The 19,374-nt window shown below is 68.8% G+C and carries 13 protein-coding genes; 9 read left to right on the top strand and 4 right to left on the bottom strand.

Features of this window, described 5'->3' with window-relative positions; all coding sequences use genetic code 11:
• Positions 1–126: 126 nt before the first annotated feature.
• Entirely contained in the window at positions 127–1,257 is a 1,131-nt protein-coding gene (locus OHA88_RS02955; RefSeq protein WP_328624082.1) for a DNA glycosylase AlkZ-like family protein, read from the top strand.
• A gap of 39 nt (positions 1,258–1,296) precedes the next feature.
• A complete protein-coding gene (locus OHA88_RS02950; RefSeq protein ID WP_328624081.1) occupies positions 1,297–2,172 on the top strand; it encodes a metallophosphoesterase family protein in 876 nt (291 codons plus the stop codon).
• On the opposite strand, the gene OHA88_RS02945 is transcribed toward OHA88_RS02950, so the two are convergent.
• Positions 2,167–2,895, bottom strand: a complete 729-nt coding sequence (locus OHA88_RS02945; RefSeq protein WP_328624080.1) for a helix-turn-helix transcriptional regulator — start codon at positions 2,893–2,895, stop codon at positions 2,167–2,169. The genes OHA88_RS02950 and OHA88_RS02945 overlap by 6 nt on opposite strands.
• Before the next feature lie 441 nt (positions 2,896–3,336).
• Here OHA88_RS02945 and OHA88_RS02940 point away from each other — a divergent pair, with 441 nt between their 5' ends.
• Positions 3,337–3,906 carry a dienelactone hydrolase family protein gene (locus OHA88_RS02940; RefSeq protein ID WP_328624079.1) on the top strand — a complete coding sequence of 190 codons (570 nt, stop codon included), beginning with the start codon at positions 3,337–3,339 and terminating at the stop codon, positions 3,904–3,906.
• A 96-nt stretch (positions 3,907–4,002) separates the two neighbouring features.
• Here the strand turns inward: OHA88_RS02940 and OHA88_RS02935 are convergent, their stop codons facing one another.
• On the bottom strand, positions 4,003–4,998 hold the full coding sequence (locus OHA88_RS02935; protein WP_328624078.1) for an NADP-dependent oxidoreductase: 996 nt from the start codon (positions 4,996–4,998) through the stop codon (positions 4,003–4,005).
• A 188-nt stretch (positions 4,999–5,186) separates the two neighbouring features.
• On the opposite strand from OHA88_RS02935, the gene OHA88_RS02930 reads away from it, so the two are divergent.
• On the top strand, positions 5,187–8,651 hold the full coding sequence (locus tag OHA88_RS02930; protein WP_328624077.1) for an AMP-binding protein: 3,465 nt from the start codon (positions 5,187–5,189) through the stop codon (positions 8,649–8,651).
• Here the strand turns inward: OHA88_RS02930 and OHA88_RS02925 are convergent, their stop codons facing one another.
• Positions 8,652–9,413: a thioesterase II family protein gene (locus tag OHA88_RS02925; RefSeq protein WP_328624076.1), complete on the bottom strand. Its 762-nt coding sequence runs from the start codon at positions 9,411–9,413 to the stop codon at positions 8,652–8,654. It abuts the gene before it with no gap.
• Between the two features lie 207 nt (positions 9,414–9,620).
• Between OHA88_RS02925 and OHA88_RS02920 the strand changes: the two genes are divergently transcribed.
• A complete protein-coding gene (locus tag OHA88_RS02920) occupies positions 9,621–12,929 on the top strand; it encodes a condensation domain-containing protein (protein ID WP_328624075.1) in 3,309 nt (1,102 codons plus the stop codon).
• A 116-nt stretch (positions 12,930–13,045) separates the two neighbouring features.
• On the opposite strand, the gene OHA88_RS02915 is transcribed toward OHA88_RS02920, so the two are convergent.
• A complete protein-coding gene (locus OHA88_RS02915; protein ID WP_328624074.1) occupies positions 13,046–15,394 on the bottom strand; it encodes a M20/M25/M40 family metallo-hydrolase in 2,349 nt (782 codons plus the stop codon).
• A gap of 251 nt (positions 15,395–15,645) precedes the next feature.
• Between OHA88_RS02915 and OHA88_RS02910 the strand changes: the two genes are divergently transcribed.
• The 4 genes from OHA88_RS02910 (at position 15,646) to vioD (ending at position 19,310) form a co-directional block, all read left to right on the top strand.
• Complete coding sequence (locus OHA88_RS02910) at positions 15,646–16,821, top strand: aminotransferase (RefSeq protein ID WP_328624073.1); 1,176 nt, start codon at positions 15,646–15,648, stop codon at positions 16,819–16,821.
• A 103-nt stretch (positions 16,822–16,924) separates the two neighbouring features.
• Entirely contained in the window at positions 16,925–17,167 is a 243-nt protein-coding gene (locus tag OHA88_RS02905) for an MbtH family protein (RefSeq protein WP_328624072.1), read from the top strand.
• Positions 17,167–18,183: a MupA/Atu3671 family FMN-dependent luciferase-like monooxygenase gene (locus OHA88_RS02900; RefSeq protein WP_328624071.1), complete on the top strand. Its 1,017-nt coding sequence runs from the start codon at positions 17,167–17,169 to the stop codon at positions 18,181–18,183. Before OHA88_RS02905 ends, OHA88_RS02900 begins: the two co-directional genes overlap by 1 nt.
• A gap of 11 nt (positions 18,184–18,194) precedes the next feature.
• The gene (gene vioD / locus OHA88_RS02895; protein WP_328624070.1) at positions 18,195–19,310 is read left to right on the top strand and encodes a capreomycidine synthase; all 1,116 of its coding nucleotides are present in this window, start codon (positions 18,195–18,197) and stop codon (positions 19,308–19,310) included.
• The last annotated feature ends 64 nt before the right edge of the window (positions 19,311–19,374 follow it).

Raw genomic sequence — 19,374 nt, 5'->3', positions numbered from 1 at the left:
CCTCACAGGTTTGCCCGTGGAACGGCTTGGATGAACAGTGCGCTCGGCGGGGGGATTTTTCGTATCTGACGTGACGCCCACTCATTCTGGAAACCAACGACCGCTCCATGAACATGGCGCAGAGTGGTGAGGCGGAACCACTTTGGAGGAAGGCTGATGAAGGTTCACATACTGAGTCGTGCGGATGCACGGTGCATCGCGATTCGCGCGCAGCTCCTGCATGGCGAGCGGCCGACGGAACTGACCGCCATGGTTAGGCATCTGACGCTGCTGCAGCTGGATCCGACCGCAGCCATCGCGCCGGCTGCGGATCTGGTGTCGTGGAGCAGGCTCGGTGCGGCCTACGCGCCGGAACACCTGGTCCAGGTGCTGCAGGAGCGACAGCTCGTCGAGATCGGGGCGACCAGCCGGCCGGTCGAGGACGCGGTGCTTTTCCGGGCCGAAATGGCGGAGATGAGGGATCGGCCGCCGACGGCCGACTGGGAGAAGAGGCTGCACGGCTGGCTCGAGGCCAATGACGCATGCCGCCGGGACATCCTTTCCCGGCTGGAGGCCGGCGGGCCGCTGCTCTCTCGCGACATCCCGGACACGTGTGCGCTTCCGTGGAAGTCGACAGGATGGACGAACGATCAGAACGTGATCCGGCTGCTGGGGACCATGGCAGATCTGGGGGAGGTGGCGATCGCGGGGCGCCAGGGCCGCAACCGGCTGTGGGACCTGGCCGACCGGGTGTACCCGGACGCGCCGGTGCCGGACCCGGAGGAGGCGTTGCGGGAACGGAACGAGCGGAGGCTGCGGGCGTTGGGGATCGCGCGCACCAAGTCGACCAAGGTGCCCATCGAGCCCTACGACGTCGGCGGCGCAGGCGAGGCGGCCGTCGTGGAGGGAGTCAAGGGCGAGTGGCGCGTCGACCCCATGTATCTGGGGCAGCCGTTCGAGGGGCGGGCCGCGCTGTTGTCCCCCTTCGACCGTTTGATCCACGACCGCAAGCGCACGATGGAGCTCTTTGACTTCGAATTCGGAATCGAGATGTACAAGCCCGCGGCGAAACGTCGCTGGGGCTATTTCGCGCTCCCGATTCTTTTCCACGATCGCCTGGTGGGCAAGCTCGATGCGTCCGCGGACCGGAAAGAGGGTGTCCTCAGGGTCAACGCCGTCCATGAGGACGAGGCTTTCACGAGGAAAATGACAGCAGCCGTCGACGCGGAGGTGGACGCACTCGCCGAATGGCTCGATCTGGAGGTGGAACGTCCCTGAACGACGCATGCGGCCGATGAAAGGGAGGCAGAGGGCGACATGGATGATCCGCGCCGGAAATGTGCTGACCGGGCTCATCCGCACCTGTGGGCGGTGAGCGACCTTCACGTCGGACATCCAGTGAACCGGAGCATCGCCGACGGACTGGCCGCGCAGCATCCCGATGACTGGCTCCTCGTCGCGGGAGACGTGGCGGAGTCGTCATCGCGGACACAGGAGGTGCTGGCGGGTCTGCGCAGTCGCTTCCGGCGGGTCATCTGGACGCCGGGCAACCATGAACTGTGGACGCATCCGCGCGACGAGGACCAGAGCCGGGGAGTGGAGCGGTACGCGGGCTTGGTGGAGAAGTGCCGCAAGATCGAGGTGCTGACGCCCGAGGACGAGTACGTGACGTGGCGCGCCCCAGAGCAGGAACTCGTCATCGCCCCGGTCCATCTGCTGTACGACTACTCGTTCCGCGACCCCGGCACAGATCTCGACTCCGCGCTGGAGGCGGCATGGGAGGCGGGGCATGTGTTCAGCGACGAATTGCTGTTACACCCGGATCCGTACCCGACACGTCAGGAATGGTGCCACGCCCGCGTCGCGTCGACCGAGAAGCGGTTGGCCGACCTCGGAAAGGGCAGCCCGATCATCGTGGTCAACCACTACCCTCTGATCGAAGAGCCGGTACGGCGAATGTTCTCCCCGCATCTGGCCATGTGGTGCGGCACGCGGCTCACCTCCGAGTGGCACAAGCGCTTCCCGATCCATGCTGTCGTGCACGGTCATCTGCATATGCCGCGGTCGTCGGTCCATGACGGTGTCGCCGTCGAGGAAGTTTCCCTCGGCTATCCGCGCGAGTGGGGGAATCGGGAGACACCGTTCGCGCCACGGTTGATTGCCTGTGGAGTCAGTGCGGTTGGACGTTTATGACACGGGAGCTCCGTCCCGTCCCAAGTGAGACTCGGCAGGAGAAGGGACGCGGGACGAGGGAATGCTCGCGGTGCCGCCGGCTTCCTCGTCCTCTACGGAGGTGACGAATTTGCCGAGAAGCGCGGCGCGGGTGAGCTCGGCCTTGTTTCCTACGTCGAGTTTGACGCGTATGCGTTTCACGTACGTGTCGACGGTGTGCTGGCTTATCCCCAGGCGGGTCGCGATCTGGCCGTGCGTCCTGCCCTGGGCGATCTGGCTGAGAACCTGCTGCTCGCGTTCTGAGAGCGTGGGTTGGCCCGCCTGGACTTTGCTGCCGGTGAGATGGGGGGTGGTGCGGGTGAACTCTGTGCGACCGGCTGATCCGGCGGCGGCGAGCTGGACGGCGCGCACGATTCCGGACCCCGGCTCGTCTTTGCTGATGACCCCTACCGCGCCTGCATTTAAGAATTCATTGCTGTTTGCGGTGAGGTCGTTGGTGAGGACGAGCACTGCCATTGACCGGGCGGCGTCCGTGACGATGTCGAGGTCTGCACCAGCGGCTGCGTCGGCGTCGATGACCGCCACGTCGGCGAGCCAGCACGGCTCCTCGTCGGCCGAGGTTCGGGTGGCGACTATTCTGACCCCGGCCGCTGTGAGGACCTGACTCAGGCCCAGGAGGAAGCACGGAGAGGTCACGAGCAGGTCTGTACGAATCATGCGTGTCCCAAGGAAGAAGGCTGCCACTGGCGGTAGCGCGATCGACGGACGTCAGGTGCGCCGGGTGATGCTCGCTGCGCTTGTCGCGGCGTGAGGTTCATCCGCGAACCGGGAAGTCTGTTGGGGAACATGGGTACCCCTGTGCGGACATGTCAACCTTCGGGTCTTCGGAGATGTGACCCGCGTAGCGCGCATCACGTTACGCGGCCGAACACCCTCTGTCTGCATGCAAGTTGGGTGCGGCGCGTCCGCGGTGTCGGCGCGTCCGGCCGTATCCGCGTCCTATCTGCGGGCATGCCTCTCAGTGACCGTCCGTGCCGAATTCTGTGCTCATCAGCGCCGCCAAAAGTGGGCAAAGTAGTTTGTCGCGCACCCATGAGGTGAGAGGTTGTTACCTGCCGGGGCGACGGGCTAGTGTCGTGGTGCGTTTTCGGAACAGTCGATCAATAACGAGAGAAGACTGCGGAGATGGCTGAGGTTCTGCTTTTCCACCACATCCAGGGCTTGACCGACGGGGTTCAGGCGTTCGCCGGTGAACTGCGACAGGCCGGCCACACCGTGCACACGCCGGACCTGTTCGAGGGCCGCACTTTCGGGAGCCTCGAGGAGGGGATGGGGTTCGCGCGGGAGACCGGGTTCGACACCCTCAGAGCGCGTGGTGTGGCGGCGGCCGAGGACCTGGGTCCGGAGCTGGTCTACGGCGGCTTCTCCTTCGGCGTGACCATCGCCCAGAAGCTTGCGCAGACGCGACCCGGCGCACGGGGAGCACTGCTGATGCACTCCTGCATCCCCGTCGCGGAGTTCGGGACGTCCTGGCCCGACAACGTGCCGGTGCAGATGCACGGCAAGGAAGGCGACGAGTTCTTCGAGGAGGACCTGCCGGCGGCACGCGAGCTGGCCAAGTCCGCATCGGCTGCGGAGTTGTTCACCTATCCAGGTGATCAGCACCTGTTCACCGACGCTTCGCTCGACGCCTTCGACGCGGAGGCCTCCAACCTGTTGATGGAGCGGGTGCGGACGTTCCTCGCGGCGATCTGACCCCCGCTGCGAACCGGCGCTCAGCCGCGCGCTGAACGCTGTGCGGGCCGTGCCGGAAGCGCGCCCGCATCCTGGGCAGGGGCGGACCAGCCCTCGTCAGAGGCGTACGAGCATCTTGCCCAGGTTACGCCCGCGCATCATGTCCAGGAAGGCGCTAGGTGCGGCGGGGAGACCCTCGGCGAAGGTCTCCCGGTAGTGCAGCTCGCCGCGGTGCAGCCACCCGGCGGCCTCCGCGACGAACTGATCCCGCAGGTGCGCGAAGTCGCCGGCGAGAAAGCCCCGAAGGGTGAGCCGCTTGCCCATGGCGAGCGCCAGGTTCCGGGGCGCTGCCGGTGGTTCATCGGCGTTGTACATCGAGATCGCACCGCACATGGCAACCCGCCCGTGCGGGCGCATGGCTCCGATGGCGACCTCGAGTTGCCGCCCGCCGACGTTGTCGAAGTAGATGTCGACACCGTCCGGCGCGGCGGTGCGCAGCGAACGGCGCAGAGCGCCGTCGTGGTAGTCGAAGGAGGCATCGAACCCGATGCCGCGCAGATACGCGACCTTGTCGGGGGAGCCGGCGGACCCGACCACCCGCGCGGCTCCTCTCAGCCGTGCGATCTGTCCTGCCGCGCTGCCGACGGCACCGGCGGCCGCCGACACGAACACGACCTCGCCGGGGCACAGGGCAGCGACCTCCAGAATGCCGGCGTAGGCGGTGAGGCCGGGCATCCCGAGCACCCCGAGGTAGGCCGAGGGCGGCGCAAGATTGACGTCCACCTTCGTCGCGGCGTCCTCCGCCACCGTCGCGTACTCCCGCCAGCCGGCGTTGTGCAGGACGACGTCGCCCGGTGCGAAGAGCGCGGACCCGGACTCGATCACCGTGCCGACGGCGCTGCCTTCCAGCGGACGCCCGATGTCGAACGGCGCCACATACGACGGGATTTCGTTCATCCGCCCGCGCATGTAGGGGTCCACGGACATCACCTGGTTGCGGACGAGCAGTTCACCGGCCTGCGGATCGGCCACCACGACTTCAGCCATGCAGAAGTCGTCCTCCGACGGCCAGCCGAGAGGCCTTGAAGTGAGGTGGATCTCGCGGCCTTTCATGGGACTCACGGTAGGTGCCTCCGGAGGATTGCCGTCGCCCCAGGTTCCTGTGACAGGACGGGACGCCTTGCCTGGCGTTGCCTTGCTTCAGTTGACCCGACACCCGGATACCGTCAGCGGTGCTGTCGCGTACGCGCGTGTGTCGCCCCTCTTGCTGGAGGTTCACCGTGGCGCCGAAGGAACAGCTCGTGGATGCGCGCACCGTCTCCGAGCTGTTGCGGGAGCGTACGCGCGAGCGGCCGGACTCGATCGGCTACACCTATCTGAGCGACGGCGAAGCGGAGCGGGAGACGCTGAGCTACGCCGACCTCGACCGACGGGCATCCGCGATCGCCGCCTCGCTTCATACCGCGGGGGTCGAACCCGGGGAGCGGGCGCTGCTGTTGCTGGCGCCCGGACTCGATTACGTGTCCGCGTTCTTCGGCTGCCTCTATGCCGGAGTGGTGGCGGTGCCGTGCTATCCGCCCGACCCCTTCCGGCGCGAACGCACCCTGCCCCGACTCATCGGCGTGGTGGGCGACGCCGATCCGGTCATCGCCCTGACGACGTCGGATCTGCTCGGGTTCATCGACGATCTCGGTGAGCATGCGCCGCAACTGCGGAAGCTGCGCTGGATCGCGGTCGATGCCGTGTCCGCGGAGACATCCGCCCCCGTCGCGGTCGATCCGGGTTCGACGGCCTTCCTGCAGTACACCTCCGGCTCCACGGCCGCACCGCGCGGCGTGATGGTCTCGCATGCGAATCTGCTGCACAACCTCGGCATGATCCAGAGGTACTTCGGCACCGACTCCGACAGCCAGGCTCTGATCTGGCTGCCGCCCTACCACGACATGGGTCTGATCGGCGGGCTGCTGCAGCCGTTGTATTCGGGCTGTCCCGTGACGCTGCTGTCGCCGCTGCACTTCCTCGAGCAGCCGATGCGCTGGCTGCGGAAGATCTCGAGCCTTGGCGTCAGCGTCAGCGGGGGCCCCAACTTCGCCTACGAGCTGTGTGCCCGCCGTGCCACTCCACAGGAGGTGGCCCAGCTCGATCTGAGCTCATGGAAGGTGGCGTTCAACGGGGCCGAGCCGACCCGCCCGGAGACGCTGGACAGGTTCGCCGCTGTCTTCGGGCCGGCAGGCTTCCGGGCGGACGCCTTCCTGGCGTGTTACGGCCTCGCCGAAGCCACACTAATCGTCAGCGGCACGGAACGGGGCAAGCCGGTGCCTCGCGTCCACGTCGATCGCGACGCACTGGCCGGCAACACAGCCGCCTCCGGTGCGGGGTCGGACGTATCGCTCGTCTCCTGCGGATCCGGCCCCGCGGACCAGGAGATCGCGATCGTCGACGCCGGGACCGGGCAGCGATGCCCCGAGGGCGTGGTGGGGGAGATCTGGGTGACGGGGCCGAGCGTCGCCCGCGGGTACTGGCGTCGCCCTGAGGAGACCGAGCGCGTGTTCGGCGCACGCATCGAAGGCGAGGACGCCGACTATCTGCGTACCGGGGATCTGGGATTCCAGCTGGAGGGGCGGCTGGTTGTGACCGGGCGGCGCAAGGACCTTCTCATTGTGCGCGGCCGGAACCACTATCCGCACGACATCGAGTTCACCGCGGAGCACGCGCACCCGGCGCTGCGGGTCGGCTGTTCTGCGGCGTTCCAAATGCCTGATGGCTCTGCCGAAGAGCGGCTGGTACTGGTGATGGAGGTGCGGGGGGCGGCCGAAGCCGTCGACGGCGTCGAGATCACCGCCCGGGTTCGTGAGGCGGTGGCCCTCGTCCACGGTCTGCGAGCCCACACGATCATGTTGGTGGGCCGAGGCACGGTGCCGAAGACCTCCAGCGGCAAGGTCCAGCGCAGTCTGTGTCGCGCGCGCCACCTGGCAGGCGAGCTGACGGAGATCGCACCGCGTGTGCCTGCGGCCCGTGCGCCCGCGGCCGATGCGCTGCCGGGGTCCCGCGACGATGTGGAGTACCGGCTGCGTGCCCTCGTCGCACAGCTCGTCGGCGTCGCGCCGGACACGCTCGACGTGCAGGTCCCGCTCCTGGCGATCGGCCTGGACTCGCTCGCCCTCGTCACGTTGCAGCACCGGCTGGAGGCCGAGTTCGGTGTCACGGTGCCGCTCGGTGATGTGCTCGCCGGCGGGGCCATGGAGGGGATTCTCGAGCAGATCATCGACGGCGGCTCACCGCGTGTTCCCGGGACGGTCAAGGCGGGGGCGCACTGGAATGGAGCCCCGTCGCCGGCCGTGGATGCGGCCGGAAGGATACAGGCACCGCTGTCGCACGGCGCGCGTGAGATCTGGCTGATGCAGCAACTCGAGCCGGACAATCCCGAGTTCACCGTCGCCACCGCGCTGCGTCTGCCGGAGTCGGTCGATCTCGACGCGCTCCAGAGGGCATTGGGCGCCGTCTCTGCCCGGCACCCGGTGCTGCGTACGACGTTCGAGGTGCTGGACGAGGAGCTGGTACAGGTCGTCCACCCGGAGCGCCCGGTCACGGTCGAGGTGCACGACGTGCCCGAGCTGGACGAACGCGCCCTCACCGCACACCTGACCGCCGTGTCAAGCACTCCGATGGACCTGGTCACCGGTCCACTCCTGCACGTCGGCCTCTACCGCTCCTCCAGCGCTGACGTGCTTCTGGTGCGGATGCACCACATCATCACGGACTTCTGGTCGAGCGCCCTCCTCGCCCGTGAGGTGGGCGCCTTCTACAGCGCCTACGCCGCCGGCCGGGAGCTGTCCCTGACGCTGCCACGAGCTACCTATCTCGACGTGTCCGCCTGGCGGAACGCCGTCCTGTCCGACCACGCACGCGTAGGCCGCATGGAGCGCCACTGGCTCGACCAGCTGTCGGTCGACGCGGGCGCCGCATGGCCACGGCTCACCTTTCCGGCGGGTGACGGGTCCGGAGCCGACGGCGGTGCGATCGAGTTCGCGCTCTCGGCAGAGCTGACAAAGTCGCTGCGCACCCGTGCGGCCGCCGAGAACGTGACGGTGTACGTACTGCTGTTGGCTTCGTTCATGGCGGTCCTGTACCGGACCACAGCGCAGCACGACCTGGTCGTGGGGACGCCCATGGCGGGCCGCACCCGTCCCGAATTCGCGGACGTGGTCGGATGCTGCGCCGGCACCTCGCTGATCCGCTGCCGAGTGGTCGGCGACATGCCGTTCTCCGCGCTGCTCGCTCGGGTCAGACAGCAGGTCATCGGTGCGCTGGAGCACCAGGACTATCCGATGTCCCTGCTCCGCGAGCGCCACGGCGTCGGCGGACGCGGCCATCTCGTGGATGTGCTGTTCACCGTCAACCAGGCACCCCCACGCCCGACCGGCACCCCTGGGGATCAGGGACCGGAGGCACCGCAGCCGCCGAGCACGGCGCACCACACCGACGAGCTCGCCGCGCTGGCCCAGGTGGGCCCCGCGGCGGTCCGCAGCCGGTTGGGGTCCCTGCCGGTCGAGAGGTTCCCGCTGCCCGTCGGCGGTGGTGCGGTCCCCGTCGAGATCGTGATCGCCGAGGTGTCCGGCGCCGCGCACGGTCTGCTGCGATTCCGCGCAGGCTCAGTCGACGCGGCCGTGGCCGGCCGCATGGTGCAGGACTACCTGGCGGTTCTCGATCGGGTCGCCGCCGACCCGGACGTGACGCTCGCCGGCCTCGGCGACGCAGTGGCGTAGTCAGCTGCGGATCGCCGAGAGCGTTGTCGAGATCTCGTGGGTCAGGGCCCGGGATCCCTCGTCGGAGAGCATCCAGTGGTCGGTCTTCAGCTCAACACTGCGGAAGAGCCGCTGAGTCTGCGCCCTCCAGCGGGGCTGCTCCGCTGCGGGCACCGTCGGGTCGTCCGCACCGCGTGCCGTCAGAATCGGGACGGGGAGTGCCGGGGAGGCGGTGTGAACGTAGCGGTCGAAGATCTCCCAGTCCGCACGCATCGGCCGTTCCAGTACGTCGAGGAGGTCGTCGTCGGCCATGAGCGCGTCCGGCATCCCTCCCAGCGCGGCGGTACGCGCGAACATGTCCTCGCGGGAGAGCCTGCTGGTGCCGGTGTCCGGAATGAGTTCCGGCGGTCGGCAGCTGCAGACCACGAGCAGCCGCGGATTCGCACACGGCAGCCGCACGAGCAGACGCGCGATCTCGAAGGCGACAAGGGATCCGGAGCAGTGCCCCAGCAGACCGTAGTCCCCGGAGAAGGCGGCGAAGCCATCGCACTTCGCCGCCTCTTCGATCTCGGTTAGCAGCGCATCGATCGTGCGGTGCGGCGCCTCGCGGACCCTGCGTCCGCGCCCCGGCAGCAGCGCCCCGGTCACGGCGATGCCCTCCGCCTCTGCCGCCTCGCGGAGCGAGTGGAACAGCGTGGGTCCCGCTGCGATGTGCGGAAAGGCGAACAGCTCGAATCCGTCGGTTTCCCTCCGATAGGGAAACAGCTTGTCGATGGGTGACATCAGTGCTCCCTCTGCGAGCGGCATCCGGGTACGCACAGTCAACCCGGCCTGTGCGCAGGGCTCCTGTCCGGTGTTCGAGTGACAGGCTCACCTGCGACGTACGAGAGCCGGTACCCGTTTTCTGCGACGTCACCGAGGGCCGGGCCCGCCCTTAACGTGAACGCCGTGGCCTCTCATCCTTCGCTCCATGCATCCGATCGGACAGACGTGCCCCCTGCGGACGGCGCGTACGTCGCCGGTGACGGTCCTGCGCCTTCCCGATCCGCTGTCGAGGAGGGCATCGGCGGGATCTTCCGCGACATCCTCCGGCGTGACGACGTAGGCGTGTTCGACGACTTCTTCGATCTCGGGGGAAGCTCGCTCATGGCGGTGCGGGCGCTCGGGCAGATCCACGAGCGCTACGGCGTGCGAGTCCGGGCCATGGACTTCTTCGAGTCCCCCGTGGTGGCCACCCTGACGCAGCACGTGATGGACGCCGCGCCCGCCCAGTGGCCACAGGTGAGCCGGCGGCCCGCGGGAGCCGATCCCGTGCTGTCCTACGACCAGCAGCGGCTCTGGCTCGAGGACCAACTCCTGCCGAGCGCCGCCTATCATGTGCACGGCAGGCAGCGGCTCAGCGGCGACCTGGACGTGGCGGCCCTGGACGCCTCGCTGCGCGCCATCATGGACCGGCACGAGGCACTGCGCTCCCGGTTTCCCGTACAGGACGGCCGGACGGTACAGATCGTCGACGCGCTCGCGGACGACTGGCATCTCCGGTTCGAGGACGTGAGTGCCGAACCCGACGGTGAGGCCAGGGCGCGCGAGCTGATGGACGCTGATGCCGCCGCACCCTTCAGCCTCGAAACCGGCCCCCTGGTGCGCTGCCTGGTGATCCGGGTGGGCGAGTCCGAACATGTGCTGAGCATCACCGCACACCACATCGTGTGCGACGACTGGTCGGTCGGTGTCTTCGTGAAGGAGCTGTCCGCCCTGTACGCGGCCGGCGGCGATCCGGAGCAAACGGATCTGCCCGGGCTGGAGGTCCAGTACCGAGACTTCGCCGTGTGGCAGCGGCGCTGGCTGACCGGCGAGTACCTGCAGCGGCAGGTGGACTACTGGCGCGAACACCTCGCCGGCGCCCCGGCCGCGCTGGCGCTCCCCAGCAGGCGGCGCAGCACACCGGACGATGTACCGACGGGCGGACGGGTGTCCGCCGCGCTCTCGGAAGCCGATACGAGTGCGCTCGGCGAGCTGTGCCGGAAGGCGGACGCGACCGCGTTCATGGCGCTCCTCGCCGGGTTCGGGACGGTTCTCAGCCGCTGGTCGGGCCAGGAGGACGTGGTGATCGGGGTGCCGATCACGGGGCGGTCCGACGCCCGCCTGCAGAACCTCATCGGCTTCTTCGTCAACACGCTTCCGTTCCGCCTGGACCTCAGCGGCGACCCGACGTTCGCCGAGCTTCTCGCCCGGGCCCGCAAGGCAGCGCTCGGCGGCTACGCCCATGCGGAAGCACCACTGGACCTGCTGGTCGGTGAGCTCCCCGCCACACGTGTCCCGTCCCGGACACCGTTGTTCCAGGTCATCCTGAACGGGGTCGACACCCCTGAGGTCCATCCGCTCGCAGGCACCACGGGGGAGTTGCTGGACACGCCGGCCCGGCCCAGCAAGTTCGAGCTCACCCTGAGCGCGCGCGAATGGGATGGAGTCCTCCGCTTCGATCTGGAATTCGATGCGAACCGCTACGAGCGGGTCATGATCGAGCAGCTTCTGGAACAGCTGATGGCGATCCTCCGCACCGCGACGCGCGCTCCTGACCGACCCCTGGGTGAGTACCGGCTGACCTCGTCCGGTGAGCCGCCCGTCACATTGATGCCCGGGCCGGTGGAGGACACGACCACCACGGACTCCGCACCGCCCCGTGGGCTGCTGTCAGCCGCTGACCCGGGTGCGGTGGCGGTCGTCGACCGCGACGGCGAGTGGACCTATTGCCGCATCGATGCGGCGGCGGACGAAGTCGCACGGGCGTTGATCCGGCTCTTCCCCATCCGCGCCCGGAACCGTCGGCCTGATGACCTCGACCGTCAGGTCGTCCTCGAGTGGCGGCCGACGGGTCTCTGCGTGGCCGCACTCCTGGGGTGTCTCCGGGCCGGAGCCCAGGTGACGCTGGATCGCTCGGGCGACGCCCCGCAAGCCCCCGGCAGCTTGACCATACGATCCGACGGCGCCGGCATCACGCTGCGGCTCGGGGCGGACGAGATCCACGTCATCGACCCTGGCAAGCCGCCGAGCGGCGGGACGGAGCCGGGCACCGACACCGTGGTGCCCGGTTGCCGCCCCGACTGGGCGGTGGCACGGTACGGGTTCGGCTCCCACGACCGGTTCGCCGTACTCTCCGGCTCCACCGACCATGTGATCTCGGCTTTCCTGACCGCCTTTGCAGCCGGAGGGACCGTGGTGCTGGTCGACCACTCGCCTGCCGTCGGAGCAGGGGCGCTGGCTGCCGAGTTGGACGAAGCCGGCGTCAGCGTGCTCTATGCGGGGCCCGCGGTGCTGCGGACCCTGGCGGGTTGCTCCCTGTCGGCCCTGCGCCACGTCGTGGTCGAGAACGCGGGATCGTTCGTGTCGCGGGATGTCGTCGCAGTACGCCGGACGGCCCCGGACGCCCTATGCACAGGCCTCTACGGCATCGGGCCCGACGGTCGACCCGCGGCGCTCTACGACATCCCGGAAGAGTGGGCTGTGGAGACGGCGCCACTACGTGTTCCTCTTGGCCATGCCGCCCACGGCCCCATTCGGTTCGTGCGGCGAGGCGGGCAGGAAGCCGCGGTCGGCGAAGTCGCCGAACTCTGCATCGGGGACAGCCGGAGTGGGGAGTTCGGACGGCGCTGGGCTGACGGCACGATCGAGATTGTCGCCATGGCCGGCAGCGATCCGTCGACCGACCCCCTCCAGGTCACCTGTGCGCTGCGGGAACTCCCGGGTGTCGTCGACGCCCTCGTCGTGGACTCGACGCAAGCCGGAGCAGGCACCGAGCTCGTCGCCTATGTCGTCACCGAGGACGGAGAGTTCGACCTGGCCGCGGCGCAGCCGCGACTTGCGGCACGGCTGCCCGACGCACTGCTCCCGCGGCATCTCGTGGTGCTCGAGCGGCTGCCGTTGGACGCGGACGGCGAGTACGACCTGGCTGCCCTGCCGCGCCCGGAGTCGAGCGAGACAGCCGACCGGTACGTCGCCCCGCGAACCCCCCTGGAGCGGCAGCTTGTCGACATCCTGGCGGCGCTCCTCAAGGTCGACCGCGTCGGTATCCATGACAGCTTCTTCGAACTGGGCGGATTCTCCCTGCTAGCGACTCAGCTGAACATCCAGATCCGGGACACCGTCCAGGCGGACCTCACCCTGCGCGACATCTTTGCCTCGTCGACGGTCGAGATGCTGGCGCAGCGCATCGCGTTCCGGCAGGCCGAACAGGAGCCGGTGGAGGATGTCGAGGCCCTGCTGAGCGATCTGGAGTCCGAGGCATCCCGCCACGCCTGAGGGCCGCGGCAGGACCCATGAGCTGGCCTTACGACCATCGTCACGGCTAACCATGCACGAGGTCGTTAGACACGCGACCGGGGCGGCGCCTGCCGGACCCCGGTCAAACGTGAAGGTCAGAACGTGAATGTCCGTACGGCAAGGGTCTGCCCCGACAACACCGGCCAGCCGGCCCAACTGGTGTTCGACGGGAGCCGAGGGGCGTGGACACCGTCCGGTAGACCGGAGGTGAGGGACACGGCGCGGATGCGCAGGGGGCCGCTGCCTTCGGCCCGGATCGTGAGGTCCATGCCCTTGTCCGGGGGTGCGGCGTAGCGGAATCCCCAGCCCCAGGGTTCGGTCAACGCGGTCTTGCCCGCATTGAGGTCCACGCCGTCGACCGTGGCGCCCCGCACCGTGTGTTCGGTGGTGTTCGCGAATACGTCCACCAGGTAGGTGTCGTCGGGAACAGTGAGGTGAAGGTGTACGGTGCGCCGGCCGGTGGCGGGGTCGATGGCGTCGGGGGCGGTGCGCCTGATGCGGGGTTCGGGGACATCGGGGGCTTTGAGCGCTCGGCCGTGGTAGAGCGGCGCCCCCGCGAGGGACGGTATCCGGTCGTCCAGCCGCTCGGGTCCTTCGTCGAGCAGCCGCCCCACGGCCGGCTGCTCCCGCCCGCCGCGGCTGAGCCAGCTGGCCGTTCCGGTGTCCGACTCCCAGGCATACGCGAGGCTGACCGGGCGCGGGTTGCTGTCGGTGTACCCGTTCAAGGCAGCGGCGACGGTCGCCGCTGCCGTCGCGCTGAGGAGCAGGCCCGCCCCGAGCGCCGCGGAGACGCGGCGGCTCGGCGAAGGCTCGACGAGGGGGAGTGCCGTCGCGGCGAGCAGCGTCACCAAGAGCAGGGGAGCAGCGCTCAGGCCGAGCCCGACCGCGGTCGTCACCAGCACCGAGACGGGGATCAGGAGCACGGTGGCAGGGAGAGCCGAAGCGGCGGTCGCCAGCACGTGCAGCGGCGAACGCGGTTCGGCATGCAGCGTCGCGGCCAGAGCACCCAGACCGATCAGGGCCGGCCAGGTGAACAGATAGGCGCCCCCGGGGAGGAGCACGGCGCTGACCAGGGCGAGCGCCACGAACCAGCCGAGTACGCCGGTGCTTGCCTCGGCGCACGACATACGGCGTTGCGCCCACCGGTACCAGAGGAAGAGGACCGCCACCATCAGGAACGATGCCGCCAGAAGGTAGGGCCCCGGGTGGTAGACGGCACCGATGCCGAAGGTGAACGCGGGCTGGAGCGCGCTCAGCAGCCACCATCCGCCGAAGCCGACCCCCACGGCCGCGAGGAGTACAGCGGTGAGCGAGCCTGCGGCGAGCCCGGCTCTGGAGGGACGCAGTCCGTGACGCCGGCCGCGGATCAGGACCAGGACGAGGGCCCCGAGTGCGACGAGGGCCAGTGGCAGGGTGAGCGAGCCCGGGTAGGAGACGACAGTGCCGAACAGGGAGAAATAGGTGGCCTCGGGCTCGTCCTCGGCGAGGTCGGCGGCGCCCAGCGAGCGCACGGCGGCGAGGGCGGTGTCGCCCATGTCCTGCACGCTTCCGGCGTTGACGTGGGCGACGTCATCGTGGATGGTGTGGTAGCGGGCGACGCCGCCCATGAAGGCGAGGTTGATCCCGCGCATGCCGTCGGCCGCCAGGACGGTGAGGTCGGTGTCGTTGGGGAGCAGGCTGTACAAGGCGCCCGCGAACGACGTGGTCACCGCGTGGGAGTCGGCGACCGCAGAGGTCAGACCGCCCTCCATCTGGAACATCAGGGCAGGGCCCGAGACTCCGCGGGCTTCCAGGTTCACGACGGCGACTCGACGGGGGTCGCCGGCGACTTTCGACTGGACGAACGCCTGGGCGCCGAGCAGACCGGGTTCCTCGGCGTCGGTGAACAGCACGTCGATGTCGTTGCGCGACTGCGGCATGGAGCCGAGCGCACGGACGATCTCCAGGACGGCGGCGACATTGGCGCCGTTGTCACTGGCGCCGGGGCCGTTGGGCACGGAGTCGAAGTGGGCGACCAGAAGGACCCGGCCGGTCGGTTTCGAGCCCGGTATGTGGGCGTGGATGTTGTTCACCCGGGCGAGCGTCGGATAGCCGCCCGATGGTGTGCGGGATGCGACCCGCGTCTGCACGGTGGGCCGGACGCCGAGGCGGCGCAGCTCACGGACGAGGTAGGCGCGCACCTCGGCCGCGGCCGCGGAACCGGCGGGGTGCGGAACCGCAGCGATGTCATCGAGCCGCGCGAGGGCCCGCTTCGCGGAGAACTCTGTTTGGGATGCGGAGGCCGGCTTCGGCTGAGGAGTCCGCAGGGACCAGACGCTCGCCGCGCCGATCAGCAGCAGCACGAGCGCGACCGCGAGGGACACCGCGCGCCGGTGCCACATGGTGGTGGGCGAGGTGCTGTCCTGCGCGGCTGGGGGCGGCGGTGTCTGCTGCTGGATCGTCATAGGCGTTGCTGACCTGTCATCAGAGAGCGCGGTCCTGTCCGGGGCCAATGATCCGGCAGCCGTCGCGGGCGCGAGCACTCCCCGGTTTCAGGGACTCCTGAGCAGGGCGCCCTCACCCGGCCCGGCCGGCGGCTGTGCTGTGAAAGGGGGACAGCCCGGGCCGCACGGACACCGCTACGGTGAGATCACGCTTCTCGCCGGCGCGCGGTCGCCGGCCGACAACCGCGAGCGACCACAGTGGAGAGGGGCCCATGCGGCTGCGGAGTCAGACGGTCGAGCAGGGCGACTCGCCCATCAGCGCTGCCTACGATCTGCTCGAAGGGCATGAGTGGGAGGGAAAGCTGCTCGATCTCGCGCAGGCGGCACCGCAGTATCCGCCGGCTCCGGTCGTGAGCGAGTACGTGGCCGACCTTGTCCGTCGCGGAGGCGGCAGTGAGTACACGGAGGTGCCCGGACTCCCGCGGCTGCGGGCCGCGATGGCCGCTGACCTGAGCGAGGCGTACGCAGGGCGGGTGGCCTCGGAGAACGTCGTCGTCACCGCGGGGTGCAACCAGGCGTTCTCGCTGGTCGCCTCAGCGCTGGCCGGCCCGGGTGACGAGGTCGTGCTGGCGCTGCCGTACTACTTCAACCACGACATGTGGCTCCGTATGAACGGCATCACGCCGGTGTACCTGGAGCCCGACGAGGACCTGGTGCCCCGCGCGGTGCAGGCTGAACCGCTGATCACCGGGCGGACGCGCGCGATCGTGCTGATCACCCCGGGGAACCCGACGGGGGTGACGATGCCGCCGGAGGAGATCGCCGCGTTCGCGACGCTGGCGGCACGGCACGGCATCGCCCTGGTGGTGGACGAGACCTACCGCTCGTTCCGGAGCACCGACCAGCCGGCGCACGACCTCTTCGCCGACCCGGCTTGGACGCGGACCGTGGTGAGCCTGCACTCGTTCTCGAAGGACCTCGCCCTTCCCGGCTATCGGGTCGGGGCAGTGGTGGCGTCGGCCGAGCTCAATCGTGAGGTGTGCAAACTCCTTGACTGTGTGGCAGTCTGCGCCCCGCGGATCGGTCAGGAAGCGGCGTGGGCGGGGCTGACGAAGGCCGGTCGGTGGCGGACCGACCGTTCGCAGGAACTCGCACGCCAGAGGGCGTGGCTGGGCGAGGCGATGGCCGAGCGCCCGGGCGGGTTCGAACTGCTGTCGTGCGGTGGGTTCTTCGGCTGGCTCAGGCATCCCTTCGCGGATCGTTCGACGGAGGATGTCGTGGGTGGTCTTGTCCGCGACCACGGCGTGCTGGTGGTCCCAGGAACCGCCTTCCTGCCGGAGGACCGCCAGAACCTGCGGGTGAGCGTCAGCAACGCCGATCCGGCGGCCATTTCTGAACTCGTGGTCCGCCTGCGGGATATGGGGGCCGCTAAACCCCGACAGGCGTAGACCCAGGCGTCAGTGTCCTGGCTTCACGTGACAGTGCAACGAGGGGGGCGCGGCGGTAGCTTGCCTCTTGTCCGAAGCTGTCGAATCCGACTGGTGAGGCACCATGAATCCGTTCGACGATCCCGACGGCACCTTTCATGTGCTCGTGAACGACGAGGAGCAATACTCTCTGTGGCCGACGGCTCTCGAGGTTCCGCCTGGATGGAGCATCAGCCACGAAGCGGACACACGCCAGGGGTGTCTCGACTACATCGAGGTGACCTGGACGGATCTTCGGCCGCGCAGCGCCCGCCGTGACGGCGTCGGAGCCGACAAGGAACCGGCGCAGCGCGGCGGAGGCGTTTAGTGGACACCAGCATCTTCTTCTTCTCTGCGGACGCGGAAGCGGGAGGGGACGCGGATCCATACGCGTTGGTGAAGGCGGTCGCCGCTCGCATCGACGACAGCGCGATGTGCGGGCTGTGGACGCCCGAACGGCACTTCAACGTCTTCGGCGGTCTGTACCCCAATCCCTCGGTGCTGGGTGCTGCCCTCGCTGTGTCGACCAGCAGGGTGGCGATCAGGGCCGGCAGCGTGGTGCTGCCCCTGCACGATCCCGTGCGTGTCGCCGAGGAGTGGTCGGTGGTCGACAACCTGTCGGCGGGACGCGCGGAAATCGCCTTCTCCAGTGGATGGCACGCCAACGACTTCGTCCTGGCTCCGCAGGCCTACGCCGGGCGACTCGAATCCCTGGACGATGCCATGGACCGATTCATGCGACTGTGGCACGGGGGCGCCGAGAAGCGGACCGACGGCAACGGCGACCAGATATCGGTCACGACGTATCCGCGCCCGCACCGAGCCGATATTCCCTTGTGGATGTCGGGCCAGTCCGACACGACGTTCGTGCACGCGGCGCGGCGCGGCATGGGGATCGTCACGAACTTCACGGGCAGACGCCTCGACGACCTCGAACGGAGAATCGCCCTCTACCGTTCCGAGTTCGTGCCGTCCAGCCACACCCCGAGCCCGCGGGTCGGGCTAATGCTGCACACGTACATCCATGATGACCCGCGTGCCGTCGCGGACGCACTCGACTCGTCCTATGACGCCTACATCCGCCGCCACCTCGACCTGCAGCTCCAGAACGAGGCTGCCGACGTCTCGGCGGCTGATCTGGACGACATGGTGGCCACGGCCAAGGGCCGGCTGCGGGGCGGCGGTGGCCTCGTTGGCGACAAGGCCGCCTGCGCGGAGCGCATCCGCCGCTTCGGTGACGTCGGCGTCACCGAGATCGCCTGCCTGGTCGACTTCGGCATCGACCCGGAGCTGGTGCTCGAGAGCCTTGACGATCTTGACGATGTCGCGTCGTCAGTCCAGTGATTGGGGGAGCAGTGGAACTGCCACTCGCGAAGCTCGAAGAATGGATGCGGCGCTACTATCACGCGGTCGACCACGACATCGGCAGCAGCGGAGTCCGGGACCTGACCGTCGGCGAGCTGTGTGACATCGCCGACTTCGACCTGGCCGAACTGGCGGAACTTCCGTTCCACGACAGTGAGCCCCTGGGAGGGCGGAATCTGCGCGCCGCGCTGGCCGACCGCTGGACCGGCGGCGACAGCGAGCGCGTGATGGTCACCCATGGGTCCAGCGAGGCGATCTGGCTCGTCATGCAGACCCTGGTGCGCCCCGGCGACGATGTCATCGTGGTGGATCCGGCCTACCAGCAGCTCCACGACATCGCGGTGGCCCGCGGCTGCCGCCTGAGAAGGTGGGACCTCTCCAGCGGCGACGGCTTCGCCGTCGACACGGACCGGCTCCGGAAGCTGGTGGCCGCGGAGCGGCCACGCATGATCGTGGTCAACTTCCCGCACAACCCGACGGGCATATCCATCACCCGCGAGCAGCAGGACGAGCTGATCGAGATCGCGGCCGCTGCCGGCGCATGGCTCGTATGGGACAACGCCTTCGGCGAGATCACCTACGAAGACGGCAAACTGCCCCTGCCGCACGACCGTTACCCGCGCAGCCTGTCCTTCGGTACGTTCTCGAAGAGTTACGGCCTGGCCGGCATCCGCACCGGATGGTGCCTGGCGCCGCCCGAGCTGCTGACGGAGATGGCGTACCTGCGCGACTACGTGGCGCTCTATGTCTCACCGGTGCTGGAGTTCTTCGCGGAACGGGCCGTCCGCAACGCGGACCGCATCGTCGCCATGCAGCGCGCACATGCCGGGGAGAACCGGGAACTTCTGCTCGCATGGGCGCGCGAGCGCCCCGACCGTGTCCGGCTGACACCTCCCGCCGGCGGCGTCAGCGCGCTCGTCGAACTGCGCGGCGTCCAGGACGTGACCGAGGTGTGCCGCAGGCTCGCCGAGGAGTTCCGCACGCTGCTTATTCCCGGGGAGTGTTTCGGGGACACCTACCGCAACCACGTCCGGCTGGGCTTCGGAGGCACCCGTGCCGAGCTCACGGCGGGACTGGCCAACCTGGATCTGCTTCTGAAGTCGTAGGTCCGGCGGCGGCTCCCTGCCGGACCTACGACTCCGGGGGCTAGTTCCGTACTTCGCGGGTACC

Source organism: Streptomyces sp. NBC_00353, assembly GCF_036108815.1.
Lineage (GTDB): Bacteria > Actinomycetota > Actinomycetes > Streptomycetales > Streptomycetaceae > Streptomyces.
Note: the sequence above shows the minus strand (reverse complement) of the source record. Positions and strands in the feature narration are given on the sequence as shown.